At 71.1% G+C, this 23,446-nt stretch carries 21 protein-coding genes and 1 pseudogene; 15 read left to right on the top strand and 7 right to left on the bottom strand.

Annotated elements, in window-relative coordinates:
- Positions 1–16: 16 nt before the first annotated feature.
- Positions 17–673, bottom strand: coding sequence for a TetR/AcrR family transcriptional regulator (locus ACEZDG_RS06590; RefSeq protein ID WP_380503715.1), 657 nt, complete (start codon positions 671–673; stop codon positions 17–19).
- 116 nt (positions 674–789) lie between these two features.
- Here ACEZDG_RS06590 and ACEZDG_RS06585 point away from each other — a divergent pair, with 116 nt between their 5' ends.
- The 4 genes from ACEZDG_RS06585 (at position 790) to ggt (ending at position 5,181) form a co-directional block, all read left to right on the top strand.
- Entirely contained in the window at positions 790–1,821 is a 1,032-nt protein-coding gene (locus tag ACEZDG_RS06585; protein ID WP_380503712.1) for a medium chain dehydrogenase/reductase family protein, read from the top strand.
- A gap of 50 nt (positions 1,822–1,871) precedes the next feature.
- Positions 1,872–2,630: a sulfite exporter TauE/SafE family protein gene (locus ACEZDG_RS06580; protein WP_380503709.1), complete on the top strand. Its 759-nt coding sequence runs from the start codon at positions 1,872–1,874 to the stop codon at positions 2,628–2,630.
- A gap of 295 nt (positions 2,631–2,925) precedes the next feature.
- Positions 2,926–3,252, top strand: coding sequence for a histone-like nucleoid-structuring protein Lsr2 (locus ACEZDG_RS06575; protein WP_380503706.1), 327 nt, complete (start codon positions 2,926–2,928; stop codon positions 3,250–3,252).
- A gap of 87 nt (positions 3,253–3,339) precedes the next feature.
- Positions 3,340–5,181 (top strand): gamma-glutamyltransferase, encoded by a 1,842-nt coding sequence (gene ggt, locus ACEZDG_RS06570; protein WP_380503703.1) that lies wholly within the window; start codon positions 3,340–3,342, stop codon positions 5,179–5,181.
- Positions 5,182–5,261: 80 nt separating this feature from the next.
- Here the strand turns inward: ggt and ACEZDG_RS06565 are convergent, their stop codons facing one another.
- The gene (locus ACEZDG_RS06565) at positions 5,262–5,996 is read right to left on the bottom strand and encodes an FMN-dependent NADH-azoreductase (protein ID WP_380503700.1); all 735 of its coding nucleotides are present in this window, start codon (positions 5,994–5,996) and stop codon (positions 5,262–5,264) included.
- 97 nt (positions 5,997–6,093) lie between these two features.
- Here ACEZDG_RS06565 and ACEZDG_RS06560 point away from each other — a divergent pair, with 97 nt between their 5' ends.
- The gene (locus tag ACEZDG_RS06560; protein ID WP_380503697.1) at positions 6,094–6,975 is read left to right on the top strand and encodes a sigma-70 family RNA polymerase sigma factor; all 882 of its coding nucleotides are present in this window, start codon (positions 6,094–6,096) and stop codon (positions 6,973–6,975) included.
- Here the strand turns inward: ACEZDG_RS06560 and ACEZDG_RS06555 are convergent, their stop codons facing one another.
- Positions 6,976–7,932: an AraC family transcriptional regulator gene (locus ACEZDG_RS06555; protein WP_380503694.1), complete on the bottom strand. Its 957-nt coding sequence runs from the start codon at positions 7,930–7,932 to the stop codon at positions 6,976–6,978.
- A 153-nt stretch (positions 7,933–8,085) separates the two neighbouring features.
- On the opposite strand from ACEZDG_RS06555, the gene ACEZDG_RS06550 reads away from it, so the two are divergent.
- The 3 genes from ACEZDG_RS06550 to ACEZDG_RS06540 all read left to right on the top strand — a co-directional run bounded on the left by ACEZDG_RS06550 (position 8,086) and on the right by ACEZDG_RS06540 (position 10,263).
- Positions 8,086–9,168, top strand: a complete 1,083-nt coding sequence (locus ACEZDG_RS06550) for an aldo/keto reductase (RefSeq protein WP_380503691.1) — start codon at positions 8,086–8,088, stop codon at positions 9,166–9,168.
- A 91-nt stretch (positions 9,169–9,259) separates the two neighbouring features.
- On the top strand, positions 9,260–9,691 hold the full coding sequence (locus ACEZDG_RS06545; protein ID WP_380503688.1) for a hypothetical protein: 432 nt from the start codon (positions 9,260–9,262) through the stop codon (positions 9,689–9,691).
- Positions 9,688–10,263 (top strand): uridine kinase family protein, encoded by a 576-nt coding sequence (locus tag ACEZDG_RS06540; RefSeq protein ID WP_380503685.1) that lies wholly within the window; start codon positions 9,688–9,690, stop codon positions 10,261–10,263. Before ACEZDG_RS06545 ends, ACEZDG_RS06540 begins: the two co-directional genes overlap by 4 nt.
- Positions 10,264–10,283: 20 nt before the next feature.
- Here ACEZDG_RS06540 and ACEZDG_RS06535 read toward each other — a convergent pair whose 3' ends face one another.
- Positions 10,284–11,492, bottom strand: a complete 1,209-nt coding sequence (locus tag ACEZDG_RS06535) for an aminotransferase-like domain-containing protein (RefSeq protein ID WP_380503682.1) — start codon at positions 11,490–11,492, stop codon at positions 10,284–10,286.
- A 162-nt stretch (positions 11,493–11,654) separates the two neighbouring features.
- On the opposite strand from ACEZDG_RS06535, the gene ACEZDG_RS06530 reads away from it, so the two are divergent.
- Both ACEZDG_RS06530 and ACEZDG_RS06525 read left to right on the top strand, forming a co-directional pair.
- Positions 11,655–12,233 (top strand): carboxymuconolactone decarboxylase family protein, encoded by a 579-nt coding sequence (locus ACEZDG_RS06530; RefSeq protein WP_380503679.1) that lies wholly within the window; start codon positions 11,655–11,657, stop codon positions 12,231–12,233.
- Positions 12,230–13,099, top strand: coding sequence for an RNA polymerase sigma-70 factor (locus ACEZDG_RS06525; RefSeq protein WP_380503676.1), 870 nt, complete (start codon positions 12,230–12,232; stop codon positions 13,097–13,099). Before ACEZDG_RS06530 ends, ACEZDG_RS06525 begins: the two co-directional genes overlap by 4 nt.
- A gap of 15 nt (positions 13,100–13,114) precedes the next feature.
- Here the strand turns inward: ACEZDG_RS06525 and ACEZDG_RS06520 are convergent, their stop codons facing one another.
- Entirely contained in the window at positions 13,115–13,264 is a 150-nt protein-coding gene (locus tag ACEZDG_RS06520) for a hypothetical protein (RefSeq protein ID WP_380503673.1), read from the bottom strand.
- A 59-nt stretch (positions 13,265–13,323) separates the two neighbouring features.
- On the opposite strand from ACEZDG_RS06520, the gene ACEZDG_RS06515 reads away from it, so the two are divergent.
- Entirely contained in the window at positions 13,324–14,832 is a 1,509-nt protein-coding gene (locus tag ACEZDG_RS06515; RefSeq protein ID WP_380503670.1) for a hypothetical protein, read from the top strand.
- Between the two features lie 82 nt (positions 14,833–14,914).
- Here ACEZDG_RS06515 and ACEZDG_RS06510 read toward each other — a convergent pair whose 3' ends face one another.
- A complete protein-coding gene (locus ACEZDG_RS06510; RefSeq protein ID WP_380503667.1) occupies positions 14,915–17,728 on the bottom strand; it encodes a discoidin domain-containing protein in 2,814 nt (937 codons plus the stop codon).
- Between the two features lie 505 nt (positions 17,729–18,233).
- Between ACEZDG_RS06510 and ACEZDG_RS06505 the strand changes: the two genes are divergently transcribed.
- Together ACEZDG_RS06505 and ACEZDG_RS06500 are read left to right on the top strand one after the other, a co-directional pair.
- The gene (locus ACEZDG_RS06505) at positions 18,234–18,680 is read left to right on the top strand and encodes a hypothetical protein (RefSeq protein ID WP_380503664.1); all 447 of its coding nucleotides are present in this window, start codon (positions 18,234–18,236) and stop codon (positions 18,678–18,680) included.
- Positions 18,681–18,758: 78 nt separating this feature from the next.
- The gene (locus ACEZDG_RS06500) at positions 18,759–19,628 is read left to right on the top strand and encodes an MBL fold metallo-hydrolase (RefSeq protein WP_380503662.1); all 870 of its coding nucleotides are present in this window, start codon (positions 18,759–18,761) and stop codon (positions 19,626–19,628) included.
- Positions 19,629–19,645: 17 nt separating this feature from the next.
- Here the strand turns inward: ACEZDG_RS06500 and ACEZDG_RS06495 are convergent, their stop codons facing one another.
- On the bottom strand, positions 19,646–20,926 hold the full coding sequence (locus ACEZDG_RS06495) for a ferredoxin reductase family protein (RefSeq protein WP_380503659.1): 1,281 nt from the start codon (positions 20,924–20,926) through the stop codon (positions 19,646–19,648).
- Between the two features lie 206 nt (positions 20,927–21,132).
- On the opposite strand from ACEZDG_RS06495, the pseudogene ACEZDG_RS06490 reads away from it, so the two are divergent.
- Both ACEZDG_RS06490 and ACEZDG_RS06485 read left to right on the top strand, forming a co-directional pair.
- Positions 21,133–22,419 (top strand): annotated as a pseudogene (locus tag ACEZDG_RS06490) (discoidin domain-containing protein); the annotation flags it as partial.
- Complete coding sequence (locus ACEZDG_RS06485) at positions 22,405–23,397, top strand: DUF1996 domain-containing protein (protein ID WP_380503869.1); 993 nt, start codon at positions 22,405–22,407, stop codon at positions 23,395–23,397. The pseudogene ACEZDG_RS06490 and the gene ACEZDG_RS06485, both read left to right, overlap by 15 nt.
- Positions 23,398–23,446 lie beyond the last annotated feature (49 nt).

Genomic DNA, 23,446 nt, shown 5'->3' with positions numbered 1-23,446 from the left:
CGTGGTCGACCGTCCGTCACTGGTCGAGCAGGTGCTCGACCTCGGCGTCGAAGAGCCTTTCCGGGTCGAATCCCATGCCGGTGAAGTGCCCGGCGACCTGGAGGCTGATGACGCCGTGCAGCCGGGTCCAGAAGGTGAGGGCGCGCCGGAGCACACCGCCGGACGCGGCATGGTCACCGGCCCAGGCCCGGTGGGCGGCGAGGTGCTGGTCAAGCGGCTCGGCGGCAGGCTCGGGGAGTCCGTCGAAGGCGTCGAGCAGCAGCTCCATGATGCTGCGGGCGATGTGTGTGCTCTCCGCCGGGGCGTGGTAGCCCGGGATCGGCGTGCCGTAGATCAGCAGATAGCGCTGCGGGTCCGCCAGGGCCCAGTCGCGCAGGGCGCGGGCTAGGTCGGCCGGTCCGTCGGCCTTGCCGCCGTGCGTTGCCGCGGCGTCCCGCAGGGCGTCGGCCAGGCTGCGGTAGGCGTCGCCGATCAGCTCGGTGAGTAGTTCGTCGCGGCCGGCGAAGTAGCGGTAGAGGGCGGGTCCGCTCATGCCCATCTGTTTGGCGATGGCGTTGAGGGAGAGTGCCGACGCCCCGGTCGTGGCGATCTGGGCCCAGGCCCGCTGCTTGATCTCCGCGCTGATCTGGGTCCGGTAGCGCTCACGCGGGGTGGTTGCTGGCTGGCCGTCCACCTGCCTCCTCCGACTTTCCTGCGTTGTCCTGTCCTTCTTGACACAGGAACCATAACATGGTCATGCTTTAGTTATAGCCTCTAACTGAGGCGAGGGCTACTAACGAAAGTTGGGCCATGAACCCCGAACAGCTCACCGAGATCGTTCTGCCGGGTGTGGTGCAGCCGGAGGGCCTGCAGCTGCGGCACCGCCCGGTCCCCGCGCCCGGCCCCGGCCAGGTGCTGGTCCGGATGGAGGCGACGGGCGTGTCCTTCGCCGAGCAGCAGATGCGGCGGGGCAGGTACTACGACCAGCCGCCGTTCCCGTTCGTGCCCGGCTACGACCTGGTCGGCACGGTGGACCGGGTGGGCGAAGGGGTGGACGCCTCGCTGGTCGGCACCCGTGTCGCGGCGCTGACCAAGACCGGGGGCTGGGCCAGCCACCTCCTGCTCGACGCGGCCGACGCCGTCCCGGTGCCCGCCGGGCTCCGTCCGGCCGAGGCGGAGACCGCCGTGCTCAACGGCATCACCGCCTGGCAGATGCTGCACCGCAAGGCGCGGGTGGCCAAGGGCGGGACGATCCTGGTCCACGGCGCCAGCGGCGGCGTCGGCTCGGTCCTGGTCCAGCTCGCCCGCGCGGCCGGGATCCAGGTCATCGGCACGGCATCCGCGCGCCACCACGACGCGCTGCGGGCGCTGGACGTCACCCCGGTCGACTACCGCACCGAGGATGTCCCGGCCCGGGTCCGGGAGTTGGCACCGGACGGAGTCGACGCGGTCTTCGACCACGTCGGCGGGCCCAGCGTCCTCGACTCCTGGCGGATGCTGGCCCCCGGCGGCACGCTCGTCGCCTACGGCAGCGCCTCCACCCGGGACGACACCGGGTCGAAGCAGTGGCCGGTGCTCAAGCTCCTCGGCCGGGTCTGGTGGTGGAACAGCCTGCCGAACCGCCGGCACGCCTACTTCTTCAACGTCTGGGCGGGCCGCGCGCTGACCCCCGCCCGCTTCCGGGCCAGGCTGCGGGCCGACCTCGGCGAGGTCCTCGCCGCGCTGCGGCGGGGCGAGATCACCGCCCGTGTCGCGGCCGAATTCCCGCTCGCCGAGGCGGCCGAGGCGCTGCGCCTGGCCGAGTCCGGCACCGTCTCCGGCAAGGTGATCCTCACGCCGTAGCCTGTCCTGCGGCCGGGCGGACAGCCCGGCCGGAACGAGGAGACGTCCGGGTGAACACGGTGGTTGAGGCAGCAGCCCTGCTGGGCGCGGGGGCTGTCGCCGGTCTGGTGGGCACCGCCGGGGGGATCACCTCCCTGGTCTCCTATCCGGCGCTGCTCGCGGTGGGCGTCCCGGCGCTGGCCGCCAATGTGGCCAACATCATTGCCGCGGTGGCCTGTTGGCCGGGCGCGGCGCTCGCCTCCCGGGTCGAGCTGGAGCGGCGCGGGCCGTGGCTGCTCCGCTGGACCCCGGTCGCCGCCGTCGGCGGGGCGGTCGGCGCGGCGCTGCTGCTGTCGACGCCGACCAGTGCCTTTGCCCTGGTCGTGCCGTTCCTGGTGGCCGCGGGTTCGCTCACCCTGCTCGCGCAGCCCCGGCTGGCGGCCCGGCGCCAACGGCGCCGCACCCGCCACGGCGGTCCCGCGATGCCGACCGGGCTGGTCGCGGTGTCGCTCTACAGCGGATACTTCGGCGCCGGGTCAGGAGTGATGACACTGGCGCTGATGCTATTGACCGTCGACGGGAACCTGCCGAAGGCCAATGCCCTCAAGAACATGCTGATCGGCGCGGCCACAGTGACGTCGGCGATTGCCCTGGTCCTGTTCGGGCCGGTCGACTGGGCCGTCGTCGTTCCCCTTGCCGTCGGCATGTTCGCCGGGGCCGTGCTCGGGCCGCGGGTTACCCGTCTTCTTCCCGCCAATGTCATGCGATGGGGCGTCGCTCTTCTCGGCATAGCCCTGGCCGTCGAGCTGCTGGTCCACCCGGAATCGTGAGGGTATGGGCCCGCGGCGGGAATTCCGTCGGCCGTATCCGTCCTCAATTCCTTCACGATTGGGCCCGCTGCCCTTCCTGGCCAGGGGTCGGCCGCGGTGAAGTCGGGCATATCCGGCAGATGACAGTGAAAGCTCCCTGTGTATCACTGGTATGTACCTGAGGAGTGACTGAATTTTCTTGCGGGGAATCATCGGGTGCGTGCGCGGGGGATATTCCGGTAGCGTAGTCTGCGACAAAGAGAAGCATGGTTTAGTGCCCACTCGTTCGAGAGCAGGCATCGCCGAAAGGAACACCGTGGCGCAGAAGGTAGTAATTGAGCTCTCCGACGACCTGGATGGCTCCGAGGCTGTTGAGACCGTCACCTTTGCCCTCGACGGCCGGTCTTACGAGATCGACCTCAGTGAGAAGAATGCGGGCAAGCTGCGCAAGAGCCTGGTGCCCTATGTGGAGGCCGGCCGCAGGCAGGGCGGGGCCCGCCGTGGACCCAAGCGCATCGCGGTGGGCAACGACCGGCCGAACCCGGTCGAGGTCAGGGCCTGGGCCGCGGCCCAGGGCATCGATGTGGCGCCGCGCGGCCGGGTTCCCGCCGAGGTCATCGAGAAGTACCTGGCCACCAAGTAGTTCCGGTCGGGCGGCCCCACGGGGCGGCCCGACGGGTCCGGGCGGGTACGGTTGTGCGTCCTCTGAGTGCTGTGTCGTAATGGGCTGATGCCAACTCAGGAGGAAGCTGTGCGAATCCCGTTACGTTCGGCCCCATTGGCTCTTTCCGCCGTGGCCGCGCTGGTAGTGGTGGCCTGCAGTGGTGGCGCCGCCGTCGCCCGCGGCGGGGCGTCCGACATCCTGCCGCCGGTCCCCAAGGCCGCCGAGGCCGCCGGCTACGGCGGCGCCGTCGCCAGCGTCTCGGAGTACGCGACCGCCGCCGGGCTGAAGGTGCTCAAGGAGGGCGGCAACGCGGTGGACGCCGCGGTCGCCACCGCGGCGGCGCTCGGGGTGACCGAGCCGTTCTCCGCGGGGGTCGGCGGCGGCGGGTACTTCGTGTACTACAACGCCCGTACGCATACCGTCTCCACCATCGACGGACGCGAGACCGCACCGGCGGCCGACGACCAGAGCCTGTTCCTGGAGAACGGAAAACCGCTGTCCTTCGCCGACGCGGTCACCAGCGGGCTGTCGGTCGGCGTCCCGGGCTCCCTGGCCACCTGGCAGACCGCGCTGGACCGGTGGGGCACCCAGTCGCTGGGGCAGCTGTTCAAACCCGCCGAGTCGCTGGCGAAGCACGGCTTCACGGTCGACCAGACCTTCCACGACCAGGTGGCGCAGAACCAGACCCGGTTCGCGGCCTTCCCGGCCACCGCCGCGCTGTACCTGCCGGGCGGCCAACCGCCGGCCGTGGGCAGCGTGCAGACCAACCCGGACCTGGCCAGGACCTACCAGCAGATCGGCAGGCAGGGCATCCGCGCGCTCTACGGCGGCAGCGTGGGCGCGGACATCGCGAAGACCGTGCAGCACCCGCAGACCGCGGCGGGGACCACGCTGACCGTACGGCCGGGCAAGCTGGCCACCACCGACCTGGCCGGGTACCGCACCAAGGTGCAGCAGCCGACCCGGGTGAACTACCGCGGCCTGGACGTGTACTCGATCGCGCCCTCCTCCTCGGGCGGGACCACGGTCGGCGAGGCGCTGAACATCCTGTCGCACTTCGACCTGAAGCACGCCTCGCAGACCCAGTACCTGCACGACTACCTGGAGGCGAGCCGGATCGCCTTCGCCGACCGCAACCGCTGGGTCGGCGACCCGGCATTCGAGACGGTGCCCACGGACCGGCTGACCTCCCAGCGGTTCGCCGACTCGCGCGCCTGCCTGATCAGCCCGACCACCAGCCTGACCAGCCCGCTCGCGCCCGGCGACCCGTACCACCCCTCGAGCAGCTGCTCGACCGACGCCGTGGCCGCGCCCACAGGCTACGAGGGGATCAACACCACCAACCTGACGGTGGCCGACCGTTGGGGCAATGTGGTCGAGTACACCCTGACCATCGAGCAGACCGGCGGCAGCGCCATGACGGTGCCGGGGCGCGGGTTCATCCTCAACAACGAGCTCACCGACTTCGACTTCACTCCGCTGGTGGCCGGGGTGCCCGACCCCAACCTCCCGGCGGCGGGCAAGCGGCCCCGCTCCTCGATCTCCCCGACCATCGTGCTGGACCACGGCCGCTTCGACTTCGCGACCGGCTCGCCGGGCGGGGCGACCATCATCACCACGGTGCTGCAGATCCTGCTGGGCCACATCGACCGGGGCCTGACGCTGGAACAGGCGATCGCCGCGCCCCGGGCCAGCCAGCGCAACGCCGCGCACAGCGACGTGGAACAGGCCTTCCTGGACCAGCCGTACGCGGCGCAGTTGCAGGCGCTGGGGGAGAGCTACAACGCGCCGGCCGAGATCGGCGCGGCCACCGGGATCCAGGCGACCCGCGGTGGTGGCTACATCGCGGCGGCCGAACCGGTGCGGCGCGGCGGCGGTTCGGCGGCGGTGGTCAGCCCGCGGCGCTGAGCCTGCGGCGCTGAGCTGTCGGAATGTAGTCGGAACGTGGGTGGGGCCGTCCCGTGCGGGCGGCCCCACCGCATCCGGGGTCACCCGCCGCAGGCACCCGTCGTGACCAGGCCCGTGTCGGCGGCCGGCCCGGACAACCCGGCCAGCGCGGTCAGCTCCGCCCGTGCCGCCGCCAGTGAGTCCGCCGCCAGCGGCCGGAACTCGGCCAGCTGGGGGACCAGCGTGGACAGGGTCATCTCGGCGCTGACGAACCGGAGGTTCTGCCCGGCCAGGCCCAGGCTCTCGAGGTACGCCCGGAGGTAGGGCGTCTGGAAGTCCCAGGCCTCCCGCGGCGTCCCCGGACCGTAGGCGCCGCCCCGGGCGCTCACCACCACCACGCGCGTGGCACGCAGCAACTGGTCCCCGGTGGCCGGATCGGTGAAGGCCCCGGGAAAGTTCACCCGGTCCATCCAGGCCTTCAGGGAGGCGGACACCGAGTAGTTGTACATCGGGGCGCCGATCAGCACGGTGTCGGCCGCCAGCAGCTCGGCGACCAGCGGCCGGGTGAGCTCCCAGGCCCGCTGCTCGGCCTGGTCCGCGGCCAGGCCGGCCACCCCGTCCGCCGGAAGGCGGCCCTCCTGCTCGACCCTGCGGCCGAGGGCGCAGTAGCCGGAGTCCAGCGGCGGTACCGGCTCCGCGGCCAGATCCCGGTACCGGTAGTCGGCCGAGTCGCCGTGCCGGGCCCGCCAGGTCCGCGCGAACAGCGCGGTCAGCTGCCTGCTCACCGACCCGCCGGAACTGTCGGCACTGGAATCCAGATGCAGCAAGGATGTCATCGGCTTCTCCTGGTGTACGTGTTACCTGATGCGTGTCACGTCGGCGGTCCCGCGTTCGTCATAGCTGCTGACGGGCCGGAACGAGGAAAGGTGACCGATGGACGAGCGGGACGGGCTGGCGGAACGCTTCGAGGCGCACCGCGAGCAGCTGCGCACGGTCGCCCACCGGATGCTCGGCTCGCTGAGCGAGGCCGAGGACGCCGTGCAGGAGACCTGGCTCCGGCTGGAGCGGGTCGACGCGGACCAGGTGGAGAACCTGGGCGGCTGGCTGCGGACGGTGGTGACCCGCATCTGCCTCGACATGCTGCGTTCCCGCAGGTCACGCCGGGAGGACCTGGCCGAACAGCAGGAGTTCGACCAGGTCCCGGTCACCGCGCGGGGGAGTCACCCGGAGGAGGAGGCGCTGCTGGCCGACTCGGTGAGCCGTGCGCTGCTCGTGGTCCTGGACACCCTGGAGCCCGGTGAACGGATCGCGTTTGTGCTGCACGACATGTTCGCCGTGCCGTTCGACCAGATCGCGCCCATCGTCGAGCGCACCACGGATGCCACCAAGAAGCTGGCCAGCCGAGCCCGCCGCAAGGTCCGTGGCACCCCGGTGGTCCCGGCGGCGGAGCTGGCCCGGAACCGGCGCGTCGTCACCGCGTTCCTGACCGCGGCGCGGGCCGGCGACCTGCCCGGGATCCTGGACGTGCTGGCCCCCGACGTCGTGCGCCGCGCCGACCCCGCCGCGCTGCCGCCCGGGGTGGCGGCTGTGGTCCGCGGGGCCCGAGCGGTGGCCGAGGGCACGGCCGCGCTCGCCCGCAGGTCCCAGTTCGCCGAGCCGGCCCTGGTGGACGGCGCGGTGGGCGTGGTCGTGGCCCCGCGCGGACGGCTGCTGTTTGTGCTCACCTTCGCCATCGAGGACGACCGGATCACCGAGTACGAGGTCATCGCCGACCCCGACCGGCTGCGGCGGCTCGACCTCGCCGTCCTCAGCTGATCAGGGCAGGTGCCGGCCGGGCTGCGGGCCCGGGTGCGGGTCGGTGGCGGGCGCGGTGGCGAGGCGGACGCCATGGCGGGCCTCGTGGCGGGTGTCGTGGCCGGGAGGGTGGCCGAAGAGGCGGCGGTACTCCCGGCTGAACTGCGACGGGCTGTCGTAGCCGACCAGGTGCCCCACCCCGGCGACGTCACCGGCGCGGGTGGCCAGCAGGGTGCGGGCCTCCTGCAGCCGAATGCGTTTCTGGAACTGCAGCGGGCTCATCGCGGTGACGGCACGGAAGTGGCGGTGGAAGGCGGACGGGCTCATACCGGCCAGCGCGGCCAGGTCCTCGATCCGCATCGGTTCGGCGTAGTTGTCGCGGATCCACCGGATGGTGCGGCTGATGTGGGTCAGCGAGCTGTCGGCCAGGCCGATCTGACGGACCATCGCGCCGTGCGGGCCGGTGAGCAGCCGCCACAGGATCTCCCGTTCGACCATCGGGGCCAGCACCCGGGCGTCGGCCGGGTGGTCCAGCAGCCGCACCATCCGGGCCAGCGCGTCGAGCAACTCCGGGGCTGCCTGGCCGGTCGCCAGGGCAGGTCCGCTCTCGGCGGCGCTGGGCCGGCGGGCGAGGGGGGTCTCCAGCAGCAGCGGGGCGATGGTGGCGGGGCGGAGCACGAGCCCCAGGCCGAGGGAGGGGGACCGTGGCCCGGCTTCGAGGAAGTGGCCGGTGACGGGCAGGTCGGTGGTGACGATCAGATACTGCCCCGCCCGGTACTCGAACACCTGGTCGCCCAGCAGCAGGCGCTTGCCGCCCTGGGCCATGACCACGAGCAGCGGCTGGGTCAGCGAGTAGTCGGGTTCCTCGGTCTCGACCCTGGACAGCAGCAGCCCGGGGATCGCGGTCCGCAGGTCCGGCCGGGCCCGGGCGGCGATGAGGTCGCGGACCTCGTCCAGGAGCTCATGGGTGCTGTGCATGCTTCACCGAACCACTGGCGCCGCTGCCTGGCAAGCCCATTCCTGGCGAAGTGGAGAGGATTGTGCAAGAGCCTGCGCGGATCGGTCTACCCCGGACCGGCGGCCCGCGATTCGATGGAGTCATCCCTTCCGACACATCCGAGGAGCACCGTCATGTCGCTCGACCACTACGTCACCCTTGGCCGCTCGGGGCTGCGAGTCAGCCCGTTCGCGCTGGGCGCGATGACCTTCGGGGAGGACCCGGGCGGCGCCGGGTGCAGCGTCGAGGAGTCCGAGCGGATCCTGGCCGCCTACTTGGACCTGGGCGGGAACTTCATCGACACCGCGAACTTCTACACCAACACCCATTCGGAGAGCATCCTCGGCGACTGGTTCGCCGCCCGACCGGGACGGCGCGAGCACGTGGTCCTGGCATCGAAGTTCTGCACCAACCTCTTCCCGGGCGACCCCAACGGCGGCGGGGCGGGGCGCTCGTCGATCATCGCGCAGCTGGAGCAGACGCTGCGCCGGCTGCGGACCGACTACCTGGACCTGTACTGGCTGCACAACTGGGACCGGCAGACACCGATCGAGGAGACCCTGCGCACCCTGGACGACCTGGTGCGGGCCGGCAAGATCCGCTACATCGGGTTCTCCAACACCCCGGCCTGGCTCACCGCGCAGGCGCAGACCACGGCGCTGCTGAAGGACTGGACCCCGCTGATCGCGCTGCAGGTCGAGTACTCGCTGCTGGCCCGCACCGTCGAGGGTGAACTCGCGCCGCTGGCACGGGACCAGGGGATGGCGCTGGTCCCGTGGAGCCCGCTGCGGAACGGCTTCCTGTCGGGCAAGTACCGGCGCGACAACCAGGTCGCCGACTCGGCCCGGGCCGCGTTCGTCGGCGGGCCCAGCGAGGACGAGTTCACGGTGATCGACGCGGTCGCGGCGATCGCCGACGAACTCGGCACCACGTCCGCCGCGGTCGCTCTGGCGTGGCTGCGCGCCCGGCAGGGCACCGTGGTGCCGATCCTGGGCGCCAGGCGGGTGGAGCACCTCCGGGACAACCTCGCCGCCCTGCGGGTCACCCTCACCCCCGAACACCTGCGCACGCTGGACGAGGTCTCCGCCCCCGACCTCAACTACCCGGCGCCGCTGCACGGTGACCTGCGGACCATGCTCCAGTTCGCCGGCACCACGGTCGACGGCCACACCTCCACCGTCTACCCGCCGCTGCTCCAGAGCCCCGTCCGCTACTGAGCACCGGCCCCGACCCCGACCCCAGTACCCTGTGGCGGCGATGATCGTGGTGCGGGGGGTGCGCTGCCCGCTCGGGGACGGGGAGTATCAGGTGGACGAGTCCGGGCGCGGGGCCTTCGCCCTCGCGGTGGCCCTGCAGGATGCGCACGTCAGGCTGCGGCGCGTGGTGAAGAGGTGGGAGGCGCTGGCACCGGCCGGATCGGTGGCGCGCTGCGAGGCCCTCGGCCCGGTATGGCAATCCGGCGACCACGACCGGCCCGGCTACTTCGACGGGCAGGCGCTGGTCCTGGCACGCGGAGGTGCGGTCAGTTGCGAACTGTCCATCCAATTCGGCGCGCAGGGACCGGACTTCACGGTCAGGGCCTCGCTGGAGTCCGAGGACGGCGAAGACGGCATGGAGCTCCTGACCGCTGGTCCGCCGGAGTTCCCCTCCGGCGCGGACGACCTCGTCGCGGAGCTCAGTGGCTGCCTGGAGCGCCTGGAACAGTTGGACGTCTCCGGGGCGCTGGGCGCTGAGGCATGACAGCGGAATCGGTTGCCGAAGGCATCCTGCGGGTGGCGCCGACGGCAGGGGGCACCAGGCTCGTGGCCCTGGACGGGGCGGGAGGATCAGGCAAGTCGACGCTGGCTGCGGCAGTGGCCGGGCGGCTCGACAGGTGCCGAGTCGTCCACGGCGACGACTTCTACCGGCCCATGCCCGACCTCGAGCGGGAGCAGCTCGACGCGGAGCAGGGCTACCACCGCTACTTCGACTGGGAGCGCCTCCGGGACCAGGTCCTGGTGCCGCTGCGGGAGGACCGGACCGCGCGCTACCAGCTCTACGACTGGACCACCGGACAGCTCGGGGCCTGGCACGAGGTCGCCCCCGGAGCGGTTGTGATCGTCGAAGGGGTCTACACCGCCAGGCCGGAGCTGGCTCCCCACTACCACGTCACCGCCTTCGTCGACACGCCACGGGACGTCTGCCTGCGGCGGGTGCGGGCCCGCGGGGAGAACTCCGAGCAGTGGATCAGCCGCTGGCGCGCCGCCGAGGACCACTACCTGCGCACCACCTTGCCCCGGACCAGAGTCGAACTCCTGGTCCAGGGCCATTGACGGCGTCCGCTGAGCCGGTGTCAGGCGGAGCCGAGGGCCTTGGCCAGGCGGGTGAGGCCGTCGGCGATCTCGGGCGGGGTGTGGGTGGTGAAGGACAGGCGCAGCGTCGCCGGGTCGGGGCGGCCGGCGTAGAAGGGGGCACCGGGGACGTAGGCCACCTGGTGGGTGACCACGTGCGGGAGCAGGGCGGTCGCGTCGTAGCCGGAGGGGAGGCGGGCCCAGAGGAACATGCCGCCGTCCGGGCGGTTCCAGCTGCTGCCGGCCGGTAGCGCGTCGGCCAGCCCGGCGAGCAGGGCGTCGCGGCGCCCGCGGTAGGCGTCGCGGACGGTGGCGAGGTGGGCGTCGAGGTCGCGGTCGGCGAGATAGCGTGCCGCGGCGGCCTGGTCGACCGTCGAGGTGTGCAGGTCGGCGGCCTGTTTCGCGATCACGCAGGCCCGCCGCAGCGCGGCCGGGCCGCGCAGCCAGCCGAGCCGCAGCCCGGGGGCCATCACCTTGGAGAAGCTGCTCAGCAGCACCGTGCGGTCCTCCGCCCCGGCGCAGCCCGCGATCCACTGCACCGGCTCGCCGCTGAAGCGCAGTTCGCCGTACGGGTCGTCCTCGACGATCCAGAGCCCGCGCCGCGCCGCCACCTCCGCGACCGCCTGACGGCGCGTCAGCGGGAGGGTCCGGCCGGTCGGGTTCTGGAAGTTGGGCACCAGGTAGAGCAGCTTCGGACGCTCCGCCGCCACCAGCGCGTCCAGTGCCTCCGGGATGATGCCGTCCGCGTCGGTGGGGACCGGGACGACCCGTGCGCCGGCGAGTCCGAAGCACTGCAGGGCCGCGAGATAGGTCGGGTCCTCGACCAGGACGGTGTCGCCGGGCTCCAGCAGGGCCGAGGTCAGCAGCGACAGGCCCTGCTGCGAGCCGCCGGTGATCAGCAGGTCCTCGGGACCGGTCGGCAGGCCGCGGGCGGTGAGCCGGGTGGCGACGGCCGCGCGCAGCGCGGGGTCGCCCTCGGTGGTGGAGTACTGCAGGACCTGCCGCGGCGACTCGCGCAGCACCGCGTCGTAGGCGGCGCGGATGCCCTCGGCGTCGAAGAGCTCGGGCGCGGGCAGGCCGCCCGCGAAGGAGATGACCTCGGGGCGGGCGGTCAGCGCCAGGATCTCCCGGACGGGTGATCCGCCCACGGCGGCGGTACGGGCGGCAAGGGCAGGGACGTCGGCGGGGCCGGCTGCGGCTGTGGTCGTCATGCCCAGCCACCCTACGAAGCCGCGGTCCTGCGGTCGGGGGAATTTCACGATGTGGTCGTGCACCACGCCACGCGTCGGCGGCGGTTGTCACAAGCGCGGGCCGGTCGGTGTCTTCATGCCGTACCCGCAAGCAGACACTTTCGATACTCCAAGGAGAACATCATGGCGCTACGTGTTCCGAAGGCGGAACTCCCCACCGGCCTCAGCGAGAGCATGGTCGAGCAGTTCGGTGCCGTGCCCGAGCCGCTGCAGGCGACCTGGCACAACCCCCAGGTCGCCCAGGCGGCCCAGGAGCTCGGGGGCAAGGTGGGCGCGTGGGACGCGGCCGACGCGAGCCTCAAGTCCTTCGCGCACATGGCCGTCGCGGCCCAGGTCGGCTGCAGCTGGTGCCTGGACATCGGCTACTTCCAGGCGCAGAACCAGAATCTGGACCTGGCCAAGGCCAGCCAGGTGCCGCGCTGGCGGGAGTCGGAGGTGTTCACACCGCTGGAGCGGGATGTGCTCGAGTACGCCGAGGGCATGACGAACACCCCGCCGACCGTCACCGACGAGTTGTCGGCGCGGCTGCTCGACCGGCTCGGCCCGGCGGCTCTGGTCGAGCTCACCGTGTTCGTCGCCTTCGCCAACTTCGCGACCAGGAGCAACACGGCACTCGGCATCGAGTCGCAGGGCTTCTCCGCCGCCTGCGAGATTCCGCTGGCCACCCGGTCCGGCCGGGCCGGGGTAGCGTCCACGGTATGACCGAGGACCCGTTCGTCGCCCATCGCAACCTGCTGTTCACGGTCGCCTACGAGATGCTGGGGTCGGCGGCCGACGCGGAGGACGTGCTGCAGGAGTCCTGGCTGCGGTGGGCCGACGTCGACCGGACGCAGGTGCGCGACCCGCGGGCGTACCTGGTCCGGGTGGTCACCCGGCAGGCGCTGAACCGGCTGCGGTCACTGTCGCGCAGCCGCGAGGACTACGTCGGCGAGTGGCTCCCGGAGCCGCTGCTGACCAGCCCCGATGTCGCCGAGGACGTCGAACTCGCGGAGAGCGTCTCGATCGCGATGCTGACCGTGCTGGAAACCCTCGGCCCGACCGAGCGGGCGGTGTTCGTACTCCGCGAGGTCTTCGAGATGCCGTACGAGGAGATCACCGCGGCCGTCGGGAAGTCCGCCGCCGCGGTGCGGCAGATCGCCCGGCGGGCCCGCGAGCATGTGGCGGCCCGGCGGCCGCGGGTGCAGGTGAGCCGCTCGGAGCAACAGGCCGTGGTGGAGCGGTTCCTGCTGGCGTTGCGGACCGGTCGGTTGCAGGAGCTGATGGAGGTCATGGCCCCCGATGTGGTCCTGATCGCCGACGGCGGCGGGGTCGCGGCAGCCGTTCTGGCCCCGCTGCACGGCGCCGAACTGGTGGCAAAGCTGCTCGCACGCGTGGACCAGCAGGCCGTTGCGTTGCGGATGACAACCGTGTGGCTCAACGGCGCGCCCGCTGGCCGGATCGAGATCGACGGTGAACTCGCCACGGCGGTGAGCCTGGTGGTGGAGAACGGGCGGATCACCCGGATCTACGTGATGCGCAACCCCCGGAAGCTGACCCGCCTGGACGAACCCGCCGACCTCACCCGCTGACTTGACCTGCTGACCTCACCCGCCGGCCGTCAGGAGATGACCGCTGAGGCCCAGCAGCGACGGCTCCGACTCGGTCAACCGCAGGGCCTGCAACAGCAGTTCGGATCGGATCGGGTCGTCCAGCCAGGTGTCGACCCCGCCCATCAGCCAGGCCGCGCCCTCCACGCCGTACTGGCCGACCGGAGTAGCCTCGGCAGCCGGACACCGCTGCTGAACGGATGTGCATGACGCCCCGCCACACCCTCGCCGCGTACGCCGCGCTGCTCGACCGCTCGGTCGAGCAGATCGCCGAGGCCGCCGCGGACGCGCGTACCTTCGACCGGTTGCTGATCGCACGCGTCGCGGACGTGTGGGACAACAACACCTATCCGTTCTTCCGCGCAGCCACAGCACGCACCGCATGGCGGCGCGAGCGCCGGGCCCGGGCGGCACTGCGGTGGATGGCGGCCCTCAGCAGTACCCGACAGGCGTGGATGGAGGAGCAGGCAGCTGTCGCGGGCCACCGGATCGGAGCGCTGCTGGGAGAGCCCGCCCCGGACAGCGGACCGAGCCGCGACTACGCGGGGGTCGTCCGTCCGGACTCGGGCGTACTGGACGCTGCTCTCGCCGAGGCGTGGACGCGCGACTACGCGCTGGACCGGGCGCGGGTCCGCACCCTGCGGCTGGAACGGGTCGGTTCGGCGCTGACCGGGTTCGTGCTGCTGGAGGCCGAACGCCGCTTTCCGGTCGCCGGGCAGGAGGCACGGGCCGCTGCCAGTCCGGCCGAGCTGCAGATCTCGCTGGACGAGGTGTCAGAGGTCTGCTTCGACTCCGACGATCCGACCGGTGCCATGCTGACGGTGGAGGCCGACGGGCGGGTCGGGATCAGTCTCGGCCGACAGGGAGTCCTGCGCGGGAGCCGGTCCCGGGCCTATGTGCACGACTGGGTCTGGCACCTCTCGACGGCGGGACGAGCGGCTGATGCCGTCGTTCCGGCACTCGTTCGACGAGGCGGAAGAAGGTCGCCGGGTGATCCGCCCGGGGGCCTCGGGCCGTTCGGTGCGGCTGCCCTCGCCGCCCGGCTGCTGCACTTCGCCATGCTTGAGATCCGCTCGGTACGCTTCGCCGCCGAAGCCCACCGGATACCGCTCCAGGCGCTGTGCCGGGCTCTTTCCGACTGCGGGACGGCCGTCGCCCGCGCCGGAGCGGTACGGTCCGTGGCTGGTCGCGAGCGGGCCTTCTGCGCACTGGTCGAGGCCTGGATACGGCGCGGCGGAGCCGAGTTGGAGCCCTGGTTCGCCGAACGCCTGCGCGAGGTGGCAGAGGGCACACCCCTTCCGCGGCACACCGCGGCGTGGGTACGGGATCTCCAATTCCAGCACCCGGCTGCTCCCGCTACGGACCGTGCGGTCCGCGTCTCGGCCGCGAAGGCCGCCCGCGCGGCCCCGGTGGAGGCATCGGTCGAACTCCGACTGGTGAGCCACACCGCCTCCCACACCACGTACTCCTACGAGCACCAGTCCTCCGCACTGGTCCAGTTCGCCCGGCCGCCTGGGGCCGACGCCCCCGGCCCGTCCGGCTGGCTCCTGCACGCCCGCGCGCTCGAACCGGTCACGCGGTTCCAGGTCAGGACCGAGGCCTTCGCGGGCCCGGGCCTGCTCCAGCTCACCACCGTTGACGGCGGCAGCGGCGCCGTCATCACCCTGGACGGTGACGCCCTCACCGTGACAGGAACCGTCCCGACACCCCGCTGAACGCGCAGGGACCCCGCCAGTCGACGACTGGCGGGGTCCGGTGTGCTTTGGTGCGGCTACCACCTCATCCTGCGGATGAGGCTCAGGGGTAGGAGACCACGTTGCTGGGGCCGCCGAAGGTCGGCGAGACCGCGGCACCGGTGCCGTTGATGACGGAGTCGATCCCGCCGTTGCCGTTGAGGAACACGGTCAGGATGTCGTGGAACTGGACTCCCGGGTTGTTCGGTGCCTGGAAGGCCATCGAGCTGTGGATGTCCACCCCCTGGTTGAAGTAGGAGTAGGCGCCCATGCCGTAGCCCTGGAAGCTGGTGACGTTGTTGGCGACGTGGAAGGCCGGGTAGCCCTTCTGCGTCCCGCTCGCCATCCAGGCGGCCTGGCTCGGCACCTCGTACGGGTTCTCGTTCTGGAAGAAGATGACCGTGCCGCCCTGGCCGTTCCAGATGGCCTCGTCCTTCTGGTAGTGCTCCGAGACCAGGCCGTAGGCGGTGACGTTGTTGCCGTTGACGATCACGCCGGTGTCGGCCTGGTCGCTGGTCCAGACGCCGCCTCCGGCGCCGTGGTCGGCACGCCAGGACCACATGTCGTCGATGATCGAGTTGTTGCTGTTGTCGATGAAGGCGGTGGTGACCGAGCCGACGGTGGCGCCGCCGACGCGGAGGAAGACGTCGTCCACGGTGACCGGGTCATTGGCGTGGCTGACGGTCGAGCCCTGGGTGCCGATCTGCAGCAGCGAGGGGGACTTGACCGGTCCGGCGTCGAAGATGATCGCGGAGACGTTGACACCGTCCACGTCGGCGACCGACATGGTGGTGTTGCCGTTGGTCGGGATCAGGGTCGGGAAGCCCAGGCCGATGATCTTGGTGTCCGGGTGGGTGACCTGGATGGTGCTCGGGACGTTGTAGACACCCGGGGTGAACAGCAGGTTGTCACCGGCGTTCAGCGCGGCGTTGATCTGGTCCACCGTGCTGCTCGCGTTGACCACGTAGAAGGTGCTCAGCGGCAGCGAGGTGCCGGGGGTGCTGCCGTTCAGCCAGGTCGGACCGGTGGAGTTGGTCTGCTTGGCAGGAACGAACACGTTGTAGTTGCCCGCGGCGTCGGTGTAGAGGTACGGCTCTTCCTGCGTCACCGGGCTGGTGGCCAGCGTGGTGTACGGGTTCGGGCCGCCGCTGGCACCGGAGTTGGCGGCGAAGCTCTGCGCCGGGGCGCCGGTGTCACCGCTGAACACCTGGTTCCAGACGCCGTTGCTCCAGCCGTCCAGGGCCGTGTTCCGGGTCAGGTACTGCTGCTGCGAACCGTTGGTGATGCCGCCGCCGGTGAACTGCGAGTCGGAGATGAAGCCGCCGGAGGCGTAGTCGGGCGCGCCGGTGCAGTAGTCCATCAGCGTGACGTTGCCGTTCATGTGCACCCGGCGCATCGGGGACGCCTGGGACGCGGCCCAGAAGTCGTCACCGGAGTAGCAGCCGGTGTTGCCGCTCACGTTGACGGTCAGGTTGTTGACGGAGCGCCAGAAGTTGTCGGTGGCGTTGCAGTTGCTGAAGCCGCCGCCCTGGCACCGGTTGAAGGCGTTGATGGAGCCGTTGATGGTGACGTCGCCCGGGTTCTTGCCCAGGCCGGCCACCTCGGTGTAGTAACCCACGGTGAAGACCAGCGGGTTGGCCGTGGAGCCGTAGGTTCCCGGCTTGAAGAACAGCGCGTAGCGCTGGGTGCCGAACTCGTTGTCGACCTGCTGGTTGGCGATGGTGTTCAGCTGGTTCTGAATGTCGGCCTGCGCCTGGGTGGGGCTGAACACGATCACATTGGCGCCGAGGCTGCCGCCGGTGGGCGGCGGCGGGGTGCCGGTGCCGCCTCCGCCGGTGCCCGTGCCGCCGTCGGTGGCGAGGTTGAACTCGCCGATGGACCACCAGGCGCCGGTGGACGCGGTGGTCAGCAGGATCCGCACATAGCGGTCGGTCTGGTCGGCGAAGGTCGCGGTCTCGCTGGTGGCGTGGCCGGCCTCGGTGTCGACGACGGTGAAGTTGGTGCCGTCGTTGGAGACCTCGACCTTGTAGCCGGGGGCGGTGTCGCCGGCCCAGTTGGTGGAGTCCATGACGACCTGGTTGAAGCTCTTGCTCGAACCGAGGTCGACCTGGAACCACATGCCGGGCGCGGCTGCCGCGTCCGAGCTGTAGCGGGTGCCGGCATTGCCGTCGATGGCGTTCGCCGGAGCGTCCCCGGCACCGGAGTTGGTGCTCGCGCTGGCGGTCCAGCCGGTGCGGCTGAGGGTGGTCTCGGTGCCTCCGCCGGTGCCGCCTCCGCCGCCGCCGGTGCCCGTGCCGCCGTCGGTGGCGAGGTTGAACTCGCCGATGGACCACCAGGCACCGGTGGAGTTGCCGGTCAGCACGATCCGGATGTAGCGGTCGGTCTGGTCGGCGAAGGTCGCGGTCTCGGTGCCGGTCGCGGCGGCCTCGGTGTCCACGACGGTGAAGTTGGTGCCGTCGTTGGAGACCTCGACCTTGTAGCCGGGGGCGGTGTCGCCGGCCCAGTTGGTGGAGTCCATGACGACCTGGTTGAAGCTCTTGCTCGAACCGAGGTCCACCTGGAACCACATCCCCGTCGCGGCCACCGCGTCGGAGCTGAACCGGGAGTTGGTGTTGCCGTCGATGGCGTTCGCCGGCGCGTCCCCGGCCGCGGAGTTGGTGCTCGCGCTGGCGGTCCAGCCGGTGCGGCTGAGCGTCGTCTCGGTGGCCGCGCTGGCGGTGACCGCGGGGGCGGCGAGCGCCGCCACGACCGCGCCGGCCGCGAGCAGCGCCGCGCTGGTACGGAGGCGGCGAGGCCGACCCGGCTCTGCGGCCCCGCGCCGCAGTGCCGTCGGCCCGGGGGTCGCTTCGCGTCTGGTCCTGCTACTGAACTCGGTCATACGAGACCGCACCTCTTCTACCTAGGTGGGACGCGGGTAGGTGGCCCGCGCAGAAGGTGAACCGGTACGCCAGGCAGAGGCGGGCACCGGGGTACGTGGGGGTGGAGTCCGAGGCGGTGTCAAGCCGCCGGAGCAGCACGTGGCTTGCGGCATCACTGCAGGGCGATGCCGTGCCGACGGTCAATGCGGACGCCTCCGGGGGTGGGGAAGGCTGGGAGTCACACTGCAGGGAGAGCGCTCTCCCGTGCAGAGTGAAGCAGGGCGAATGGGGCGCGTCAATATCCCCGGAAGCAGGTGTGCCGCTTCTCGGTGTGACGTGGGGACCCGTTATGGAGTGTTTGCGCAGGTCCGGCCGCCTGACATTGGAGAGCGCTCTCTCGTAAGTGTGGACAACCGACTGCCGGTGCGGGCGGAGCGGCGGGCGCGGGCTCCGCCCTTCGGGTGGCATGGACATAGGCACTGTGCTTATGATTATGTCGTTGCATCTCACGGAGAAGGGAAGACCATGGGTACCTATCTGGACGGCGGCGATCCGGCGCGGCAGCGCACGGACTACTACCCGGCCTGGCTCGACAACCTCGCGGACGACGTCACCATGGAGGCGTCCGTGATGGACGGGGTCATCCGCGGTGCCCAGGCGGTGCGGACGGTGCTGGGCTACGCGCGGACGCTCTACGACTACCAGGAGTTCGTCTACGTGGGCGAGCACGGCCCCAATGGCTTCGCCGAGGACTACCTCTCCCGGATGGCCGCCGGGCCCATCGGCAGCGTGGTGGTGGTCCGCCTGGACGAGGAGGGCCTGACGCGCGGCATCGTGATCAGCCATCGGCCGCTGCGGGCAGTGGTGACCTGGTCGCGGCTGATGGGGGAGCACTTCGCCGGCACGCCGTACGCCGACTACTTCCTCACTCCCGCCCTCGCCCGTGAACTGCTCGCGGAGTCCGCCGGCTGAGGACGGCCGGGCGCGCCACTCATTGACACAGTCACATCCATGGTGAGTATGTCCGAAAGCTCGAAGGAAGCCACCGGTATGAGCACCCTCCGTTATGACGTCCACGTCTCGGCCATGACCGCGCTGTCGCCGTCCGCGCTGAGCCTTCCGGGCGGCGCGCAGGCCCACTGGTCGCCGCTGGCCCACACATTGATCCACGGCCCCACCGAGGCCGTCCTGGTCGACCCGCCCATCACCCTGGCCCAGTCCGCGCAACTGGGCGACTGGATCGAGGACAGGATCGGAGCCTCGGGCAAGCGGCTGTCCACGATCTACCTCACCCACGGCCATGCCGACCACTGGCTCGGCACCGCACCGCTGCTCGAGCGGTTCCCCGGGGTCACCGTCCGCGCCACCCGGGCGACCGTCGACATGATCAGGGCGACCGCGCCGGACGGCGTGGCCACGGGCATCTGGCCCGCGGCCTTCCCCGGTCAACTCGCGGACGCACGCTTCGAGGTGGAGCCGGTGGCCGACGACGGGTTCCGGATCGACGGCCACGCGCTGCTCCCGGTCGAGGTCGGACACAGCGACATCGACGCCTCGACGGTGCTGCACGTGCCCTCGATCGGACTCGTCGTCGCGGGTGACGTGGTCTACAACAATGTGCACCAGTACCTCGGCGAGTCCGCCGACGGCGGGCTGGAGGCATGGCGGAAGGCACTGGAGGTGGTGCAGTCGCTCGACCCGGCCGACGTGGTCGCAGGACACCAGGACCCGTCGCGCGGGAACCGGCCCTCCGACATCGCCGCGACCCGCGAATACCTGGACACCGCCGAGGAGTTGCTCGCCGCGCAGCCCGGCCGCGAGGAGTTCCTCACCCAGCTGGTGCGGCTCTACCCGGAGCGCATCAACCCCTTCACGGTCTGGATGTCCGCGCTGCGGCTCCTGCCCGGAACGGGCGCCTGAGGCTTCCTGAACCCCTGTCATATCTCCAGCGCCTCGCAGTACACATGGCGTCGGGGCACCCCGGCCCGCCGCAGCGAGCGCTCGGCCGCCGCGGTCATGCCCGGAGGGCCGGCCAGGTAGACGACGTGGTCGGCGATGTCGGGGACCGCCGCCCGCAGCGCCCGCCCGGTCAGCGGCAGGGAGTCCGCACCGGAGCCGTCGATCGCGTAGATCACCCGGGCCGCCCTGGTCGCGGCGATGGCGTCCAGTTCGCTGCGGAGCACCAGGTCCTCGGCCCGGCGGGCCCGGTAGATCAGGGTCACCTCGCCGGGCAGGGTCTCGAAGAGGGCCCGGAGCGGTGCGATGCCGATACCTCCGCCGAGCAGCAGCACCTTGCGCGCTGGTGGGCCGGACCGGCCGGTGAGCCCGCCGTAGGGCCCTCGGGCCCAGACCCGGGTGCCGGGTCGCAGCCGGGCGAGCGCGCGGCTGTGCGGGCCGAGGGCCTTGACCGTGATCCGCAGGCTGTCGCCGCGCGGCGGCGCCGACAGCGAGTAGGGGTTGGCGGTCCACCAGAGCCCCGCCGCCAGGAACCGCCAGCGGAAGAACTGACCGGCCTCGGAGCGCAGTTCGGCCAGGTGCTGACCGGTGATCAGAACCGAGACCACACCGGGGCCCTCGGGGACGACCCCGGCCACCCGCAGCCGGTGCCGCCGTGCCGCCCGCAGCGGTTCGACCAGCCGGTAGCGGACCAGCAGCAGCGCCGTGACGGCGTACAGCGCGCACCAGGCGGCCCTGGCGAATGGTCGGCCGGCCAGGTCGGGCCCGACGAGCTGGTGGCCGAGTCCGAGGGCGGTGGCGGCATAGGTGGTGGTGTGCACGGCGTGCCAGGCGGTGTAGCCGAGCCGGCGGCGGGCACTGCGGATCGAGGCGACGGCCGCCCCGAGCAGCAGCAGGAACGCGATCACCGCCTCCAGCAGCAGCACATGCCGGACCAGGGACGCCGCGAGCCCCCGCCACTGGGCGGCCGACGCTCCCTCCGCCCAGTGCGCGGTCGCCAGGAGCGCGTGGACCGACATCAGCAGCACCACGAGCCTGCCGCCCAGCGCATGGGTGCGGGCGAGCCGGGTCGACCCGACGGTGCGCTCCACCAGCGGGGCCCTGGCCATCAGCGCGAGCATCACCACGCCGGTGTAGCCCGCGAGCAGTCCGGCCAGCCGGGCTGCCGCGTCCACCGCGTCGCCGCCGTCCAGGGAGGAGCCGCCGGCCCGCCACCAGGAGGCGGCCACGGCGACGGCCCCGAGGGCGAGCCCGAGGAGCACAAGGGTTCCCAGAGCGGCACGGAACTGTCGGACGCGGCGCATGGACGCCCCAGTGGTCGGGTCAGTCGTGGAATCGACATACGGGGTTGGATCCGGGAATTGGTCCTCCGGACGCGGCACAGCCTTGCACGTCGGTGACGGTCCGAGGAAGGCATTCCACGAAATCTCCGACGCTTTTTATTCGCCCTTCCCCTCAATTGCAGATCATGTTGACCGGGTCCCCATGTCTTGCTCACAAAACCTCCGCAAGGCCAGCTCAGCAGCCATGCGGACGGGCGAGGGCCTGCTGGATAACACTTTTTTCGAAGATTTCTCCGCGACCGGCGAAGCGGAATTGGCTCCTCCTGCGGGGCTTGCTTCCGCCGTCACGGGACGGTAATAATCACAACGTTGTCACAGGCGCAGTCGGCTCCGGAGTTTACCGGCGCCGATCGGTAATCGTCTTCTTTCTCGCGCCGCGTGGTTTCTTCCAGCCGGCAGCAGGTTCCGCGGGACCGTGCGGAACCACCGGCATTGCCGCCCCCTTCTGTGCCCGCCATTGCCGGCGGAGGGGCAATTCCGACGTCCCTATTCATCGAGGAGTATCCATGGGATCCCCGAACCGCAGCGGGCGGCGACATGCCCGACGCCGATGGCTCGGCCTGTCGGGCGTGGCCGTGCTGGCCGCGCTGGCTGTTGTCTTCGCGCTGTTCCAGGTCGTCAACCGACCCGCCTCCGCTGCCGACGGACTCATCTCGCAGGGCAAGCCGGCCACCGCGTCCTCCGTCGAGGGCGGCCAGTGGCCCGCCTCGGCGGCCGTCGACGGCGACAACAGCACCCGCTGGTCCAGTGCCTTCAGCGACCCGCAGTGGATCCAGGTCGACCTGGGCGCGTCCTCCACCGTCAACCAGGTCGTCCTGCGCTGGGAGGCCGCCTACGGGACCGCCTTCCAGATCCAGGTCTCGCCCGACGCCAAGACCTGGACCTCGGTCTACTCGACGACCACCGGCAAGGGCGGCAACCAGACCCTGGCCGTCAGCGGCACCGGCCGCTACGTGCGGATGTACGGCACCGCCCGCAGTAGCCAGTACGGCTTCTCCCTCTACGAGTTCCAGGTCTACGGTACGTCGGGGAGCGGCGCCGCCACGTCGGCGCCGCCCGCTTCCGCGATGCCTTCCGGCGTGGCCACCACCGCGCCCGCGGGCGACGACACCCTGATCTCGCAGGGCCGTCCCACGGTGGCCTCGTCCATCGAGAGCGGCGGCTTCGCGGCCCGCGGGGCGACCGACGGCAACGACAGCACGCGCTGGTCCAGCCAGTTCAGCGACCCGCAGTGGCTCCAGGTCGACTTCGGCAACACGGCCACGATCCATCGGGTGGCGCTGCACTGGGAGAACGCCTATGCGACGGCCTATCAGATCCAGGTCTCGCCCGACGCGAACACCTGGACCACGGTCTACTCGACGAACACAGGCAAGGGCGGCAACCAGAACCTCGACCTGACCGCCGGCGGCCGGTTCATCCGGCTCTACGCCACCGCCCGCAGCGGCCAGAACGGCGTCTCGCTCTGGGAGTTCCAGGTCTTCGGCTCGATCGCGGGTGCGGTCGCACCGGGCGGCCCCGGCTACATTCTGGCCAACCCCCAGGTCACGAATGCGGTTCCGGCCACCGGCACCCCCGCGCACGCGTACTTCCACGAGTTCCAGGCGAACTGCTCGGTCACCCACGACCTGCCGGACGACCCGATCGTCTTCGCCGGCAAGCCCGGCGCCTCGCACATGCACACCTTCATGGGCAGCACCATCACCAACGCCGGAACCACCCCGAGCCAGCTGCTGACCGGCGGCACCGCCTGCAAGGCGCCCGGTGACAAGTCGGGCTACTGGATGCCCACGCTGTACAACGGCGACAAGGCGATGGATCCGATCGGCCCGCAGGTGATCTACTACAAGACCGGCATCAACGACTACAAGGCGGTCCGCCCCTTCCCGCCGGGCCTGCGTTTCGTGGTGGGCGACCCGGCCTCCAACGCCGCGGACTTCAAGGGCCACCCCGGCTTCGTCGAGGGCTGGGAGTGCGGCAACTCCTCGTTCAATATCGACTTCCCGACCACCTGCCCGGCCGGAACCGAGCTGAACATCCGCTTCCAGGCGCCGAGTTGCTGGAACGGCCTGTACCTGGACACGCCCGACCACAAGAGCCACATGGCCTACCCGGTCAACGGGGTCTGCCCCGCCGACCACCCGGTGGCGCTGCCGATGATCGAGTTCAAGATGGCCTTCCCGGTCAGCGGCGACATGTCCCAGGTCCACCTCTCCAGTGGGCGGGGCTTCTCCTTCCACTACGACTTCATGAACGGCTGGGACCCGGCCACCCTGCAGGCGATGGTCTCCCACTGCATCAACGGCGGTCTGCAGTGCAACGCCCGTGGATACGACGAGACCCAGCCCGACAAGGGCGCGGCCCTCAACGACCAGTACCTGCTGCCCTGACCGAACAGGCCTGACGCAGCATCAGGACCGGCACCAGCATCTGGACCGT

The organism is Streptacidiphilus alkalitolerans (assembly GCF_042511045.1).
GTDB lineage: Bacteria > Actinomycetota > Actinomycetes > Streptomycetales > Streptomycetaceae > Streptacidiphilus > Streptacidiphilus alkalitolerans.
This window is presented reverse-complemented; position numbering and strand designations above follow the sequence as displayed.